Raw genomic sequence first — 15,628 nt, 5'->3', positions numbered from 1 at the left:
CAGGTGTTCAAAAGTCCACAGTCATGCCTCATTACATACTTCTTATGAGGCCTTGTTCGGACCCGGCCAAACCTGACCAGGCAGGTAACATATCCATGCAAAAGGCGAACTCTCTCACGAGAGTTCGCCGCAGTCCGTTTTCTTAATTTGTTTGTATTCCGATCGTTGATCCGTCAGGCCGCTTTACGCTGTGCCGTCTGGATGCGAATGTTGGAACCGGGACCACCACGCGGCGGATAACCGTACTCTCTAAGTTTCCCCGACAATGTACGCAGCCCGATTTTCAGAATCTGAGCGGTCCGTTCGCGGTTTCCATTACATCGGGCGAACGTCGATTCGATCAGCTTCCGTTCCATTTCTCTCAGCGTCATTCCAACGCCTTCCACCGAATCTTCAGTAGCTCCGTTTTGCAGCCATGGACGAAGATCCTCAGATGTAATGGCGTCGGAAAGTTGAGCCGTACATGCCCGCTCGATCACGTTCTGCAGTTCACGAACATTACCGGGCCATGCATGAGCCTCAAGCAGTTCCAGAGCCTGAGGTGTCACGGCCCGCAGTGGCCGACCCTCCTTCAGAGAAATCTGCCCGATGAAGTGTTCTACCAGCAGTGGAATGTCATTCTGACGAACACGCAGTGGTGGTGACTGCAAAGTGATACCACTCAGGTGCTGCAGCAAATCGTCACGAAAACGTCCTTCCATGGCCAGCCGGTTCAGGTCCGAATGCGTTGCTGCAATGAATCGGATATCAGGGACATCGGTATTTTCATTCAGCAGCGCCGTCGCTCGCTGTTCCAGCAGCTGAGCAAGTCTCTTTTGAAACGGCAATGCCACCGTTTCCACGTTGTCCAGCAGAATGGATCCACCTTCAGCCAGACTCAAATATCCAGGAAAACCATCCGGAGTCGACTCTCCGAACAGCTGATACTCAAGCGTTTCAACCGAATGCAGACTGCAGTCAATCCGCAGGAACGGTGCGGACGCCCGACGACTGCACCGATGCAGACCTTCGGCGATCAGTGTGGTCCCGCTTCCCGATTCACCCCGGACCAGTACCGTACGATCATCGTCCGCAGCAATGCGAATACTTTCACGAAGCGACTGCATAGCCGGCGTACTTCCGACCAGATCCATCAGGTTTCTATTCAGCAGCTGGCGTCGCAGCTTTTCATTCTCCTGAATCAGCTCTGCCTTCTGAGTCGCTGTCATCAAAGCGCCGCCAAAACGCGTCGCATTAAACGGTCGCTCGATCACGTCACACTCAAATGTGGGCAGTGTCTCACGTCCCCAGCGGGAATCTTCTGAAACAATGCAAAGCACCTGAACAGACCGCGAATGATTGCGGATGGCAACGTTAACTTCCTGCAGTCGCGAAACTGTGTCTGCATCATCAATGATGCAGATTTGAAATTCCTGACGACTGAGATGAAAGAGCATGGCATCGGGGCTGTCGGTTTCACAAACCGTCAGGCCACGTTTCCGAACATCATCAGCCAACAGCTGTCTCGCTCCTGGTCTCGGCGAAAACACCAGAACGGACTGGGGAGGTGGAGCAGCTTCGGTGGGAGCCGTGAAAGTCGCATCTGCAGCCGGTGCGACAGGAGCACCTGGGAATTGCAGAATCTGCGGCTCATGATGAGCGCCGACTGGGAACTCGTTCATGATGTCCTCAACTGTACAGGTCGGAAGGAGAGAGAGGCGAGATGAGAGATAGTGAACACATTTCGATATCCGGCTCCACAGACGGGTGACGGACATCGTGAACCTTCGTGAGATGAAGGCAGGTGTGCTCGGGGAAGTTCCGGAGAGGAACCAGTGGAAGAGACAAATTTGAGAGGAATTTTTTGGATTCAGAATTGAATCCGGCATGAGAGGCCGAGTGATATCCCTGATCGGCAATTGATGTCAACACGTTTTTTCGCCGAAAATGGTGGGAATCCACTGCATCCGGCAGAATTATCGTGGAATCACCTGGCAGGCATACGAATTCAGACCATTGAACGGCAGTTGTTGCCGAAACCGGCCGGTAAACAAACCCGATACGCTGAAAGGCGGCGATGGGACAACACTGAGCGCAGTCCTGATAATGTGACAAACTCTGATCAGGGCAATTCCCGTTAAGCAGAACAACTCATATCAGCAAAGGCACAGTGACACAGAAGTCAGAATGTTTGGTGGACCGGTATTCGTCTGTGAAGCAGCCATCCATTTGGTGAGGCTTAAATGTTCGCACTGAAAGGTGCGGGAGTCCATGACAAGCACGTTTTCCTGGTGCCTGTTGTCAAAACAGACAAGTCATCAATGACAACGTCTCCCCCGCGGGAGCAGTTCGAAAATCACTATTATGGTCCGGGAACATGTCCACCACGCAATCAACGAGTGTGATACCGATGCCAACAGCAATTTCCGGCCGGCGTCAGTAAAACCCGGTCACATTGATATCAGTCCCAATACATACGGGCATTAGCCACACGCAGAAATGTTTGCCTGAACTCATTCACTCGCCGGAGTTTCTGCTTTTATTTTTATTAAATGTGACGAGGGCCTGTGAGTTACAACCCGTGATTAGCGACGCAATAGAGTCGCTGTTTCCCGCGTAGAAACAGTTGATCTCCGGCTATCGCCGGAGAGGCGTCAAACTGCTCCGCAAGCCTGTTTGTTGCCAGCACTTTCAGCCGATCGGTCTTTTCCAGCACCAGCGTGGTTCCGCGTCTTCCCACGAAATAAATGCGACCGGCTGCCGCCACAGGAGAGGCATAAATCCCGCGGACCTGTGGCATTCTGGTCCGCTCAATCACGACCCTGCCGGTTTCCGCATCCAGACAGGTCAGAATCGCCTTGTTGGACTGATTGAAATAAAGTCGGCCATCGTACAGCAGAGGTGACGGAATGTACGGTGTGCCCTGCAACTGAGACCACACGATTCTTTCTCCATCAGTGATGTCACCCAATACGTCAAGCGGCAAAGCAAAGAGTGCCGATCCTCGATAACCACTCATACAGAACACTGTGTTGTTTGCCGCCACCGGTGACGGAGTCACGTTCGAAACCTGTCCGCCGCATTCCCAGATCAGGTCTCCACTGGCAAGGTCGTAACTCCGCACACGGTTGTGAGCATTGGTAACAACCTGAATCGTCCCGTTGTGCTGAACGATGAGTGGTGTTGCCCAGCAACTGGGTTCATCACGGTCCTTTTGCCATACCGTTCTGCCTGACAGACAATCGAGCACGGTGATAGATGACTGTCCGTCATTATCCCGGACCACAACCAGCCGATCACCATACACGACCGGTGAAGCCCCCTCACCGAAACTCAGTCGAGTCTTCACAGGACCCAGATCACGGTCCCAGAGGTGCGTTCCATTAAGATCGTAGCAGTACAACCCTGCCATTCCAAACCACGCATACAGTCGTTCGCCATCGGTCGTCGGCGACGCAGTAGAAAAACTGTTGTCACTGTGATGTCCTTCCTGAGGCACCGTTTCTGCTGCCACACGCCGCCAGATTTCATCTCCGGATTTCCGATCGAGACAAACAACCACATACTGATGGAAGGTGTTTGGGTACCTGATGCCAAATGGACGCTCGGGCTGTTCGTCCGGTGGTGTCAGTGAGGGATCGACGCGTCCGGTGTCGATTGCAGTCGTCAAAAAGACCTTGTCCTGCCAGATAATCGGAGTGGAATTTCCCAGACCGTCGACCTGTACTCGCCACTGAATATTCCGGTCCTCACTCCACGTCACCGGCGGATCCGCATCGGTCGACACACCACTGGCATCCGGCCCTCTCCACTGATGCCAGTTAACAGATTTCAAATGCTCAAAATCAGCTCCGCCGGCACCAGCCGCCAGACAGGCTACGATTGATCCGACAAAAAATATTGCTCCGACAAAGACGACCAATCTCTTAACCATGGCATTTTTCTCACTCAGTTCACAGAAAAATCAGTGACATACCAGCATATCCACTGTCAATATCCCGCGTCGACGACAACGACCAAATGCCATGCACAGCGGCCATTCAATGACAACATGGCGAGTCCGAACTCTTCACCGTTTTGCTGCCACCTGCGTTTCCAACCCCATTGTGCATCTCCACAGACACCGCAATTCTCCGGATAATGCAGCAGCAGGAGCCACACTCCGAAGAATTGAAGAATAAGCTGAAGAATTTGCCGTCGAGATCAGCGGCTAATCCCGGAATGACTCGAATAACCTGTCGGGTGCAGCGACGCGGCTTTGTCAGCGACAGGCGCTGGATAAGGTTGTCTGTGATGATACAGAGTACTGATCGCACGACCGAGTCGATCAACTTCGTAGCGAATACTGTTGAGCTCTCCGTGAAATCGTGTGGCTGCCAATGGGTCAAACGCAGCCGTCGTCTGCACGGATCCTGGTGAAGACGCCTGCACCTTCACTTCCAGAGCAGACACCTGGACCCGCAATTCGGCCAAACGATCGTGCCACTGTTCACGCAGTGACTGAGTCGACAGCTGCACCGAATCGATCCTCTGGGAGAGTTTTTCCCCGTCGTCGGCAGTGAATCGTCCCCTGGTTCGGATATTCAGTGACTCGACCATCCCGTCAACCCGGTTATTGAGCGTCTGGTGACGGTCACTCAGCCCTGCCAGCTGCTGATGAAATCCAGCCAGTTCTCCGTTGTGCTCAAAGGTTGTCTGCCCCACCCACAGCAGCAGCCCCCCCAGCAACACGTTGACAACGGAGCCACCAAACTCTTCCATCAGACTACCAGCAACATTCGCCGGTTGTTGGTCGTTTTGTGACACCCGGTTTCCTCCTGCCGATGGTCCATTCGCAAAATTGCCGGCTCCGGTCGAGTTGCCTGCCGCCATTCAGTTTCAACACACGAAACCGCAACAGTGGCACATGGCAGATTCGCATAAAAGCTTAAAGACTTTATCGGGAGGGGATTGTCTCACCCATCAGCCGCCGTGGAGTGTCAGGGCAGATGCCAACAGGAAACATGCCTGCGTGGGAATGTCAGTTCACTGAAATCGGCACAATATGCCGATGGAATACTCACCAGGACAGGCCTTTTGTTTGCTGTCAACAACGTCTTCCGGATTGTCTGAACCGTGTTTCGCAAACACTGCGGTTCCTCAGAAACGTAACTGCCCGCAGACCAGCCTCTAAGTCCTGCGGAACAATGTAGCCCGAAAGTCACCAATTTATTGTTGTACTCGCAACACGGCCCGAACCGCAGCTGATGTCGACCTCACAATAACAGTTGTAACCTTTTTATAGTTGGACAAGAATAAATGTACGCTCGTTAGTCCGTTCAAAAAAGGGCTGAGGTCTGCAGCGACTTCCGACACCGCGTGTTGCTGTCCCGTCTTAGTGTGTTCCCAATGATCACTTTGCTTGGAAATCCAAAACGAACGTGTGGCGGAGTCACACGCCGGGATGTCCTGACAGCCGGCGGACTGTCGCTATTGGGGATGACACTGCCCGATCTGATACGCGCGGAACAGTCTGCACCTTCGCTGCCTCAGAATGGCAAAGCAAAATCGGTCATCCTGATTTATCTGTTTGGCGGTCCTCCGCTGCACGACACGTTCGATCCCAAGCCCGACGCACCTGTGGAAGTCCGTGGTGAATTTGGCTCGACCCCTACCAGCGTTCCGGGTGTTCACTACTGTGAGTTGCTGCCACAGATGGCGAAATGGATGAATCGCTCCACACTGATTCGTTCTGCAACGCATCCGCACAACGATCACAGCGCCGGCCTGCTGTACACGATGACCGGAAAACGTGCCGCAAAACTCGAATCAGCGGTACCAGTGTTGCCGACACAGGCCCCCAGTATGAATTCGGTGATTCAGTACCTCGCCAGAAATGAACAAAGAGAACTCCCGGCGTCGGTCTGGATGCCTTGCTACACCGGTTGGGGTCAGGCGAGCGTTCGACCTGGCCCCTACGGAGGTTTCCTGGGACGTCAGTACGATCCGTTTATGACCGAGTGCGAACCGTACAGTGAGAAAGAGTGCAAATACGCCTATCCCGAGCGCGTCAAAGGAAACATTGTATTGCCGGAAATGAGTCTGGCGGATGGAATCTCAATCGACCGGCTGGACAAACGACGATCGCTGTCACAACAGTTCAACGATGAATTTCGTCGAGTGGAGCAGACGCAGGCAATCGATCGACTTGATCAGTCGCGACGTCAGGCATTCGATCTGTTGACCAGCGCAAATCGCCCCAACAGCCCGTGGCGGGCTTTCAGCACTGAAAAGGAAGACGCTCGTTTGCAGGACAGGTACGGCCGAAACCTGTACGGTCACTCAATGCTGGTTGCAAGACGACTCATCGAATCGGATGTGCGTTTTGTGACTGTCACCTGGGAAGTCTTCGAAAAACTGAAGATCGATCAGGACGGCTGGGATACACACCAGCGAAATTTTCACATTCTTCGGAATCACAGACTCCCGGTCCTGGATCAGGCCTGGTCAGCGTTGTGCGAAGATCTCGATGACCGCGGACTGCTGGACGAAACATTGATTGTCGTCATGGGCGAAATGGGTCGTTCACCAAAGATTAATGCGAAGGGAGGCCGCGATCACTGGTCGTACTGTCATAACGTGCTGCTGACCGGAGCAGGCGTCAAACACGGACACGTTTACGGCGCGTCCGACCGTGTTGGAGCGTGGCCTGCCTCCGACCCGGTGAGTCCTGAATCGCTGATCGCCACCATCTACGCTGCAATGGGAATCGACACCACGGCCTCCATTTACGATCAGTCCCGCCGTCCGCATCCGATCGCGCAACAGGGATTGCCGCTGGATGAAGTGCTGGTGTGAAGAATCTGACGGTTTCGCCAGTTATCACAAGAGCGTGTGACACGATCGGCTGCATTTTTCACAGGTACCCAAAAATACTCGACCGGCACACAGCCAACTGGTTGCCGACCGTACCGACAGCACCTGTTCAGGCAGCCAATCAGTTCCTGCCCGATCGGCCAAAGAAACCGCAGTTTCAGCGCGCTTTGATTGCAGCAGTCTGAGAAAAAAGAATCCCGGTAAACTCCCGTGATCTTTCGGTGCGTCATACACTCCTGACGTCAATGAACTGGTCATCACAATTACAAGACTACAGGATCAATCGATGTCAGCCAGACTTGTGTACCTGAATGGAAAATTTGTCCCGGAGTGTGATGCCCGGGTGTCGATTTTTGATTCGGCACTCATGTATGGCGACATGGCGTTTGAGATGACACGCACATTCAATCACAAACCATTTCGTCTGCGCGAACACCTGGACCGACTCTATGGTTCGCTGCGACTGCTCGAAATTGACTGCGGACTGTCGATTGACGAAATGGAAAAATTAACACGGGAAACCCTGGAACGAAATATTCCAACCGAAGCTGATGATATGGACTGGCAGATCATGCACGATGTGTCACGAGGTCCGCTGCCGCTCTACAGCAGTGCGTTCGGCGCAGGCGTGCAACCTACGGTTTCGATCAATTGCTGGCCATTGATTACGCACACGGGTGGTTTTGCCAACAATTACCGAACTGGTGTGGAAATCATGATCCCCGCCCAGCAAACCATTCCCGCTCACTTGCTGGATCTGAAAGCGAAGACGCGAAGCCGGGTCCACTATCGCATGGCCGAACTGCAGGGACAGCGCGCAGGCGGCAGGTGGCCTGTCCTGCTGGACCCCGATGGTTTTCTTGCTGAAGGACCTGGGTGGAATATTTTTCTGGTCCGGAACGGCGTGATCTTCACACCCGAACCGCGAAATGTACTGAATGGAGTCAGCCGAAACGCAACGATCGAATTCGCAGGAATTGCAGGCATCGAGGTCCGTGAAACCAACCTGGGCCGTTACGAAGCACTGACCGCAGAAGAAATTTTCTGCACGGCGACGACCTACTCTCTGGTGCATGCCACATCGTTCGAGGGACAGACAGTTGGTGACGGTCGACCGGGACCAGTGTTTCACACGCTGCTGAATACCTGGAAAGATCAGGTCGGCATCGACTTTGTTGCCCAGGCACTTGACTACGCACCGCGCGTGGCGGCGTGGCAGAAGAACGACGCAAAGAGCGCTGCACAAGCGTGAACCGAAGGATGATTCGAATTCGACATTCAGCGTGACGATATTGAGTCTGCGTCCGAGGCGACTCCCGATGCCTCGAACACACTTGCTTATAACGTGTGGCCCGAATCTAACCGCGCAGTGGATCCGGCTGCAGCCACGGTGGCGGGCAGATTTCATCTAGTTGTTCAAAATGCGCGTCAGGAATTTCAATTTCCAAAGAATCGACGGCGTCCTGAATCTGCTTCATGCTCTTCACACCAACGACCAGCGATTTCATTGCCGTTTGTCCGAGCGTCCAGGCAAGCGCGTACTGACTCGCCGGTACGTTGATTTCCGCCGCCAGTTTCTCAATCCGCTCCAGTCGGTCGAACAACTGATCGCCAAATTCCCACATCCATTCCGGTTTTTCGGCGGCCCGTGAATCACTCGGCGGAGCGGCGCCGCGGGTGTATTTTCCGGTCAGCAATCCCCCCTGAAGAGGTTGATACGGCGTCACAGCAATGGAATGACGATCGCAGAATGAGAGATCATTTTGAAACTCCCGTCGCAACAGACTGAATGGGATCTGCGATGAAACCACACGCGGACAGCCGTTCTTATCGGCCAGCCACAACATTTCGCAAAGTTGCGCTGCACTATGATTAGATACTCCAAAGTGTCGAATCTTTCCCTGACAGACAGCCTGCTGCATCGCTGTCATCGTTGTTTCCAGTGGTACAAGCTTATCCGGCCAGTGAATGATGTATAAATCAATGTAGTCAGTCTGTAACCGTTTGAGACTGCGATCCAGTTCACGCAGAACATGAACTGCCGACAACCCGCGGTCCAGAGACCCGGCTCCCACGGGAGCCCCAACTTTGGTCGCTAAAACAAATTTGTCGCGTTTCCCCTGGATGGCTTTTCCAACAATTTCTTCGGCCGTGCCGCCGGGACTGCCGAGAAACCGTTTGTATCCTTCGTACACGTTGGCGGTGTCGACAAAATTGATTCCCAGATCAAGGGCTCCATGCACCAGTTTGATGGCCTGTGCTTCAGCCACGGGCTCACCAAAGGTCATCGTTCCCAGACTGATCGGCGAAACGAGAAGTCCGCTGGATCCCAGTACACAGTGGTTCATTGTTATACACCTTTAGTCCGTATGATCTTAAATGAAGAATTCAGTGATTGCTGTGGTCAACATCCATGGCGGCTCTGCCGATCCTGAATCGGCTCCACAACGATGTCGGGCCGGGACGGCAAATAAAAGCACACGTTATCAGTCAGAACTGTCGAGCCCGAGCAGACGTTCAGCATTCCTGTAAAGTATGTCGAATTTCTGGTTGTCCGTGATCTCCGCTGAATCAATCCGTATCCGCTGCATGGCCGTTGAATACAATGGAGCATCCGTTCCAAACAGTACCCGTTCGGATCCGATCTCAGCAACGGCCCACTCCACCAGGCCCGGCAGTATGGATCTGGCACTGGACGTATCAACGAAAACGTTGTCGTGCCGGCAATCCTGAATCGCACGCACCTGCAGCGTTGGATCTCCGGCCGCTCCACCACCATTACCAATGGTGAGCCAGAATGAGCCGCACATTGGAATACTCGTTGACAAACGATGTCAAGTCATCTGGCAGACTCAGGGGATCGCCGCTGTGAGCAAGCACAACCGCGTTGAACTCAGCTGCCAGCTTAAACAACCGATCGCCGTACTCACGGATCTCATATTGATGTTCTTCCGGATGGATTTTTATACCCACACACCAAGGGTGTCCTCAACAGTTCTGCCGCCTGCACAAATGTCTCAGGCTGATAAGGATGAACGATGACCCATTGTCTGAGCCCCGGAGTGTTCCGAACGATCTCGCCGGCTTCTCGATTGGCACTCACTGCATCCGCCTGTCCACGCGGCAACAGACCTGAAAGTGGCGACACAATCGTCAGGCGAATATCAGCCTGACTCGCTCGATCGACCACAGTCGCTGCATCCGCTGAGACCCAGTCGTTAAACAGCACGGACGCATCAGCACGTTGACAGATGCCATAGTGTGCGTGCACGTCGATCGCCTGAGTTGTACTGTTCACGACCAGGTTCCTTCGTACGGCGCAGCCTCCGCCAATTGCAAATTGACAAATCCTGGCGAGCCGGCCCTGCTCTGGTCTGTGCACCAGGAAGCCGGCAGTCGCAATCCGCTACATATCAGGACTCTAATACCCTTCACGGGCAACCACGGCCTTCCACAGAAACCGGTCCGTCTCATTCACTCGGGAATTGCCCAACATTCCGGGAAACAGCCAGCTCAACATGGTGGCAACAACAAAGGTAACCACGGCTGAAACAGGTACGATCAGAAACGGACTCGGCCCGACGAGATTGTCGGTGGCATCAGACAATGTTGCGTAGTCGGTCAGACCGATGAACCAGCAAAGTTCCACCCACCAGGCCAGGCTGACCGCTGCCGCAAGTCCGAGCCATGCCGCAATGACAACAGCAGCCTGACCGACTCGTCGAACGAACATGCCAACGACAAACATGGCCCCCAGTGGACCGAGCGCACAGTTGAACGTCCGCAGTGTAATTCCAATGATGTTATATCGTTCAGGGATACGAAGCATAGTCAAGGCCAGTAGCGTACAGCCAATCCCGACACAGACGGTGATTATCCGCGGCAACCACAGACTGCGTGTGGATGACCCACGTGAACTCAACCGTCCAAAGACATCGATGGTCAACACGGCGGCCACTGAATTGATTCCTGAATCAAGACTGGACATTGCCACTGCAAACAGTGCCGCAACGACCATTCCGGAGATACCCGCCGGTAATCCGTACTCAATGAAATGAGGAAACACATGATCCGCGACCTTCTCGTCCCGCGGATTGGTAATTCCTTTGAAAATTTCTGTTTGAAATGACGGATCAAGGTAATAGGTAAGCAGGGCCATCCCGCACAGCGACAGCATAACCATCAGCAGGAAGTCTCCGACAAAGTTAACGATGTTCCCTCTGACTGCGGCCTTAACAGATGGTGTTGTCAGATATCTCTGCACCGCCACCTGGTCACCGATGAAGGTGCAACCAGTCCAAAACACAGCACCCAAAACTGTAAACAGGATCGTGTTTCTGGTGGTAATATCCCAACTGGCAATGGGTGGCAGTTTGTGGCCGACAGCATTACCGCTGGTTGTATTCGTCCACCAGTCAACCGGCCCTGTCCCCGTTTTCCAGACAACGAACAACAAGGTAAGCACCACCCCTCCTGCCAGGGCAATAAACTGAGCCACATCAGTCCATACCACAGCCTTGATCCCGCCGAGCATGGTGTACAAGGTTGCGAACACACCGATACTCAGGAGTACCACAACCAGCCACTGATCAGGCGACCAACTCAGACCGAACAGTCGTTCGGTGCTCTCGTGTGTGATTTGCGCAACAGCCCGTGAACCGGTAAGAACGATGGTGGCCATCCAGAACAATCGCAGAATCAGAACAAACAGTGCAGCTGCCGTCAGGCGTGCCACCAGACCAAAGCGATGTTCCAGGTACTCATAGATGCTGGTCACTCCCAGCCGCATAAAGAACGGCACCCACATAAAGTTAACGAGCAGAAACGCAAATGGTGTCGCCAGCAAGCCAATCGACATCGCCATACCATGCTGGATCACCTCACCAGGTGTCGCAAGGTAACTCACGGTTGACAGCATCGTTGCAATGATGCTCAGTCCGACTGCAAACCACGGCAGTTTTCGACCGCCAACAAAGTAGTCTTCCTGTTCTTCCTGCTGGCGAGAAAAATACCATCCTGCGACTAAAACTCCGCTCAGGTAAATCAGAACCACGACGTAATCGAGAATCTGCAATCCCTCGGGCGCCGGTTGCTGAGCGAGCAGGTTAAGCACAGACAAAGTCATTGGTAGCCAATGATGTACGGCAGTTAACGTCGGAAAGCCCGACAAACGTCTTTGAACTCATATGTATCTGACCTGCAAAAGGTATTGAAACCGAATTCCGAACACCAATATCTGCACCAAAAATGACTGTGCTTTCCGGCAACAGAGAACAATTTCACCCCGGCTCCGTATACCTCGGCAGACATTGAAATCCGCTTGTCAGCAGCACCGTTATCACGAAAACCCAGATCCCCCATCATTCGTCAGCGTGGTACCCGGCAACTGTACAACAACCGGTGACCTCAACAATGAGAGCACGACCATCAGCAGTCCGACTTTCCTTAAGACAGCCCCGCAAAATCCGCTAACTCAGGCATGACTAACCCCCGGACAGACCACTTATTCAGCATGACCGTGCATGCGGACGCTGCACAGCCCAGTTCTGCAGACAGGCGGTGACCTGACTCCGCACCATCTGTCGCGCACGGCAACGTTCAATGCCATCGGCCAGCATCTGATCGTAAATTGTTTCCGTATGGCGAACATGCGCCACAACGGCAAGCGTTACGGCCTGATTACTGAGCGCTTTTGCTGCGCGACTTCTCCCGACGCGTCTGCTGGACCTGCGACACGCATGTGATGCAATCATGCCGGAACGGTCGTACGGAACACCCGGATACAACATTCGCACCTTTTCGGCAAATCTTTTCAGATATTCGACATGCAGTGCTTCACGTCGAAACGCATTCCGTTTCTGTCTCTGTTTCCGTACATCCGCATCCGCGATGCACTGCTGCTCTGCCGCATGCAGTGCAGGCTTCTCAACAAGCAGCCCGTGACGTTCGTATCGCGGTCTCGTATGACTCCTCCTGAACACAACCGCATAACGGACAGTTTGTTTCTTCGCACGCCGGGTCATCGCCGGATTGCCTGCGGGCAGAAAGACAAGATGATCCAGACCGGCACATGAAAGACAACAGACAGCAGACTCTTCGGTCACCATAACCCACGCGGACTTCTCCAGTATCTGCTGACATTCGGCGCAGAGTGACTGCTGATCAGTGACAAAAACTCGGACGTCGCTTCTCTTATGTGACACAGACATCGCTTACATCAGGGCTGAAACGCGGGATGTCGCAGGGGATGATACCTTTCACGGGCTGGTATGTCACAGTCAAAGTGTTGTTAGTTCGACGTTCGGACTACAGTCCGCTATTGGTCACGGTAGCGACCATTTGGCAGTCGCATGGGCATCGAGAACTCAGGGTCTGTCAGCAAAGTGTACAGAGCAGCGTCATACGACCTGAATTTCTTTGGTGTATTGAGTGGCCATTCATCACGAATCTGCTCGAGCCGACCAGGGAACATCTGACCACCCTGCAGTGAAGTCAGGCCCCAGTAGAAATACTCAACCATCTGGCACTCATAGTCGCATGTGCGATCGTTGTAAGTGAACCAGGCCTGTCGCGGATACCTACGCGGAGTCCGACGGAACCGACCACCTCGAGCGATATCCATGGCCTGGGCAAGACGCGATCGAGAATTGAGGCCAAATGCATCCGGCCACACCTCCGCATAACCCGTGACTGTGATGAGATGCAGAACTTCCTCCAGCGTTGCGTCAAAATGTCCTTGTTTCGCGCCATCAGGATGAATTTCTGTTTCCCACAGTGGCTGCAGGACTCTCCTATCGAACAGACTCTCCAGTGTTTCACCGTGCTGTTCAAATTCTCGTTCATTGACGAACACGATCATGGTTGCACCACGTTCGCGCATTAAACCGGCAACCCGTGGCACATCAACATTCCCGTCCTCATCATTGTCAAGAAATTCGGCCAGAATACCGGCCGTATGCGTGATTGCCGCATCTGACACTTTGGGCGTGGCCAGTATCGTCGTTCCGAACACTTCGGTGCGACGATCAAAGATCCTTTGAAGGATGCGCGGCTGCTGCCGATTGAGTGACGTGACGGGAAACCGGGTAACGTCAGCTGTTGTTATCTGAGTCAGAACGACAAACGTGAGTGTTGTCAGCATAACGGATCTCCGGTGACACAGATTCATGAGTCCTTCCTGAAGGCAACAGTGTTATGGTTACAAACGTGGCGGTATTCTGAGTTACTGTTCTGTAGAAAAGTCACAGTGCATTATCTGTGATCATACGACTGACTGATGACTGAGTAAGTCGCTGCATCCGACGTTTTTTGAGTTCATCGGGTTAATGCAGACAGTCGTCCGTGAAAAAACTTGAAAGCGAAATCATCTTTAAAAGTAAATTTACCGACAGCAACAAGTCACAATCATATCGTCAGCAACGATACCGACGATTCACGGCACCAGTACCTGAACCAGACGTGCAGCCAGCCGGCTGAATTCTGTCAATCCCGATTCGCCATTCAACACATTCACTGAATGTCGTCCAATACATACGTCAAAGGACGCTCAGAGCGACGATCGGTCCAGTTGAAATCAGGGCGTTCGCGTGAACTTTTGAAGTCGCCTGTTGAGAATTTCTGCGATGTAAAGATTCCCGGCTTCATCCGCTGCCAGCATATGTGGCACATCAAACTGACCAGGCCCCCTGCCCGGTTCGCCCCAGGACTGCAGAACTGCCCCCGAGTGATCCAGCTGCAGAAGTTTGTGGTTCTTGCCATCGGCCAGCCACAAGACCCCGTCTCCGTCGAAGTCCAGACCGAAAGGAGTGAATCCGTCCCAGATCTCCAGATGTGTACCGTCCGCATTGAAAACCTGAATACGGTTATTCAATCGATCACCAACGATGATGCGCCCGTCCGCTGCGACCACAATCGTGTGCGGCAGATTGAATTCGCCCGGACCGGTTCCGGGAGAGCCCCAAGACGACAGAAACCTGCCGTCGGGGGAAAATTTCATCACGCGGCTGTTGCCGTATCCGTCCGCAACGTAGATTTGACCTTTCGCATCGAAGGCTACATCCGCCGGTTTGTTGAATTGATCGTTGGCCAGACCGGCGTTTCCAGGTCGACCGATTCGCAGCAGAAGTTTACCTGTCGGGCTGAACTTGAGCACGACATGCTTATCAATATCGGTCACCCACACATTGTCGTCAGGATCAACTCGCAGGCCGTGGGCACTGCCAATGAATTTGTCTCCCCACGATCGCAGGTATCGTCCACTGGAATCGAAGCAAATTACGGGGTTCCGGCCTCTGTGCGCCAGGTAGACATGCCCCTGGCTGTTCACCGACACACCACTGCATAAATCCAGGGTAATATTCTCCGGGATCCGGAAGAAATCCGTAGCTGGAATAAAGTCATTCTTCTCAGCAGCCTGCACAGTGCCACTGATGGTTACCCCCACAACAGCGAAGATCGAGACGACGGCCGTGAGATTTGAAAGCTTCATGGTCCACCCTGTGAACGGTAGCGGGAGATTGGCTGGAATATATCTGTTTAGTTTGTAGTCCGTCCTTGGGGTCAATTCAAACTCGCAACAGTACCGTTTCGGTTTCCGTCTTTCGTAACCGGAAGCCCGACCGGGTCCCACGAATCCCGTGAGAATGGCCCAGGACCATGCCCCCTGCAAATATTCATTACGTGGCCGCTTACCGACTGAATCCGGTGACGTGGCCAACCGCGGCGAGGCGATGCCAGGGTGAATTCGACGTCGTGGACAGTACACTTCGGAGTCGCAGGAACGCCCTGCAGGACT

The 15,628-nt window shown here is 53.4% G+C and carries 12 protein-coding genes; 2 read left to right on the top strand and 10 right to left on the bottom strand.

Annotated elements, in window-relative coordinates:
• Positions 1-173 precede the first annotated feature (173 nt).
• The 3 genes from MK110_03075 to MK110_03065 all read right to left on the bottom strand — a co-directional run bounded on the left by MK110_03075 (position 174) and on the right by MK110_03065 (position 4,785).
• Positions 174-1,661: a sigma 54-interacting transcriptional regulator gene (locus MK110_03075; GenBank protein ID MCH2210257.1), complete on the bottom strand. Its 1,488-nt coding sequence runs from the start codon at positions 1,659-1,661 to the stop codon at positions 174-176.
• Positions 1,662-2,551: 890 nt separating this feature from the next.
• Positions 2,552-3,913, bottom strand: coding sequence for a PQQ-like beta-propeller repeat protein (locus tag MK110_03070; protein ID MCH2210256.1), 1,362 nt, complete (start codon positions 3,911-3,913; stop codon positions 2,552-2,554).
• 269 nt (positions 3,914-4,182) lie between these two features.
• A complete protein-coding gene (locus MK110_03065; GenBank protein ID MCH2210255.1) occupies positions 4,183-4,785 on the bottom strand; it encodes a hypothetical protein in 603 nt (200 codons plus the stop codon).
• 582 nt (positions 4,786-5,367) lie between these two features.
• On the opposite strand from MK110_03065, the gene MK110_03060 reads away from it, so the two are divergent.
• Positions 5,368-6,816, top strand: a complete 1,449-nt coding sequence (locus MK110_03060; GenBank protein ID MCH2210254.1) for a DUF1501 domain-containing protein — start codon at positions 5,368-5,370, stop codon at positions 6,814-6,816.
• Between the two features lie 304 nt (positions 6,817-7,120).
• A complete protein-coding gene (locus MK110_03055; GenBank protein MCH2210253.1) occupies positions 7,121-8,086 on the top strand; it encodes an aminotransferase class IV in 966 nt (321 codons plus the stop codon).
• Positions 8,087-8,192: 106 nt separating this feature from the next.
• Here MK110_03055 and MK110_03050 read toward each other — a convergent pair whose 3' ends face one another.
• The 7 genes from MK110_03050 to MK110_03020 form a co-directional block, all read right to left on the bottom strand.
• Entirely contained in the window at positions 8,193-9,182 is a 990-nt protein-coding gene (locus MK110_03050) for an aldo/keto reductase (GenBank protein ID MCH2210252.1), read from the bottom strand.
• 138 nt (positions 9,183-9,320) lie between these two features.
• Complete coding sequence (locus MK110_03045; protein MCH2210251.1) at positions 9,321-9,644, bottom strand: amidohydrolase family protein; 324 nt, start codon at positions 9,642-9,644, stop codon at positions 9,321-9,323.
• 125 nt (positions 9,645-9,769) lie between these two features.
• Positions 9,770-10,132 carry a hypothetical protein gene (locus MK110_03040; protein MCH2210250.1) on the bottom strand — a complete coding sequence of 121 codons (363 nt, stop codon included), beginning with the start codon at positions 10,130-10,132 and terminating at the stop codon, positions 9,770-9,772.
• 123 nt (positions 10,133-10,255) lie between these two features.
• On the bottom strand, positions 10,256-11,959 hold the full coding sequence (locus MK110_03035; GenBank protein MCH2210249.1) for a sodium/solute symporter: 1,704 nt from the start codon (positions 11,957-11,959) through the stop codon (positions 10,256-10,258).
• A gap of 382 nt (positions 11,960-12,341) precedes the next feature.
• Positions 12,342-13,043, bottom strand: coding sequence for a DUF2293 domain-containing protein (locus MK110_03030; protein ID MCH2210248.1), 702 nt, complete (start codon positions 13,041-13,043; stop codon positions 12,342-12,344).
• A gap of 107 nt (positions 13,044-13,150) precedes the next feature.
• Positions 13,151-13,975, bottom strand: coding sequence for a hypothetical protein (locus tag MK110_03025; protein ID MCH2210247.1), 825 nt, complete (start codon positions 13,973-13,975; stop codon positions 13,151-13,153).
• A 432-nt stretch (positions 13,976-14,407) separates the two neighbouring features.
• A complete protein-coding gene (locus tag MK110_03020) occupies positions 14,408-15,322 on the bottom strand; it encodes a peptidyl-alpha-hydroxyglycine alpha-amidating lyase family protein (protein MCH2210246.1) in 915 nt (304 codons plus the stop codon).
• Positions 15,323-15,628: the final 306 nt, after the last annotated feature.

Origin of the sequence: Fuerstiella sp., assembly GCA_022447225.1 — a bacterium.
GTDB lineage: Bacteria > Planctomycetota > Planctomycetia > Planctomycetales > Planctomycetaceae > S139-18.
This window is presented reverse-complemented; position numbering and strand designations above follow the sequence as displayed.

Coding starts and splice junctions, on each gene's coding strand:
- MK110_03025 (MCH2210247.1), bottom strand. CDS start 13,975: ATGCTGACAACACTCACGTTTGTCGTTCTGACTCAGATAACAACAGCT.
- MK110_03070 (MCH2210256.1), bottom strand. CDS start 3,913: ATGGTTAAGAGATTGGTCGTCTTTGTCGGAGCAATATTTTTTGTCGGA.
- MK110_03035 (MCH2210249.1), bottom strand. CDS start 11,959: ATGACTTTGTCTGTGCTTAACCTGCTCGCTCAGCAACCGGCGCCCGAG.
- MK110_03030 (MCH2210248.1), bottom strand. CDS start 13,043: ATGTCTGTGTCACATAAGAGAAGCGACGTCCGAGTTTTTGTCACTGAT.
- MK110_03075 (MCH2210257.1), bottom strand. CDS start 1,661: ATGAACGAGTTCCCAGTCGGCGCTCATCATGAGCCGCAGATTCTGCAA.
- MK110_03060 (MCH2210254.1), top strand. CDS start 5,368: ATGATCACTTTGCTTGGAAATCCAAAACGAACGTGTGGCGGAGTCACA.
- MK110_03020 (MCH2210246.1), bottom strand. CDS start 15,322: ATGAAGCTTTCAAATCTCACGGCCGTCGTCTCGATCTTCGCTGTTGTG.
- MK110_03045 (MCH2210251.1), bottom strand. CDS start 9,644: ATGTGCGGCTCATTCTGGCTCACCATTGGTAATGGTGGTGGAGCGGCC.
- MK110_03055 (MCH2210253.1), top strand. CDS start 7,121: ATGTCAGCCAGACTTGTGTACCTGAATGGAAAATTTGTCCCGGAGTGT.
- MK110_03050 (MCH2210252.1), bottom strand. CDS start 9,182: ATGAACCACTGTGTACTGGGATCCAGCGGACTTCTCGTTTCGCCGATC.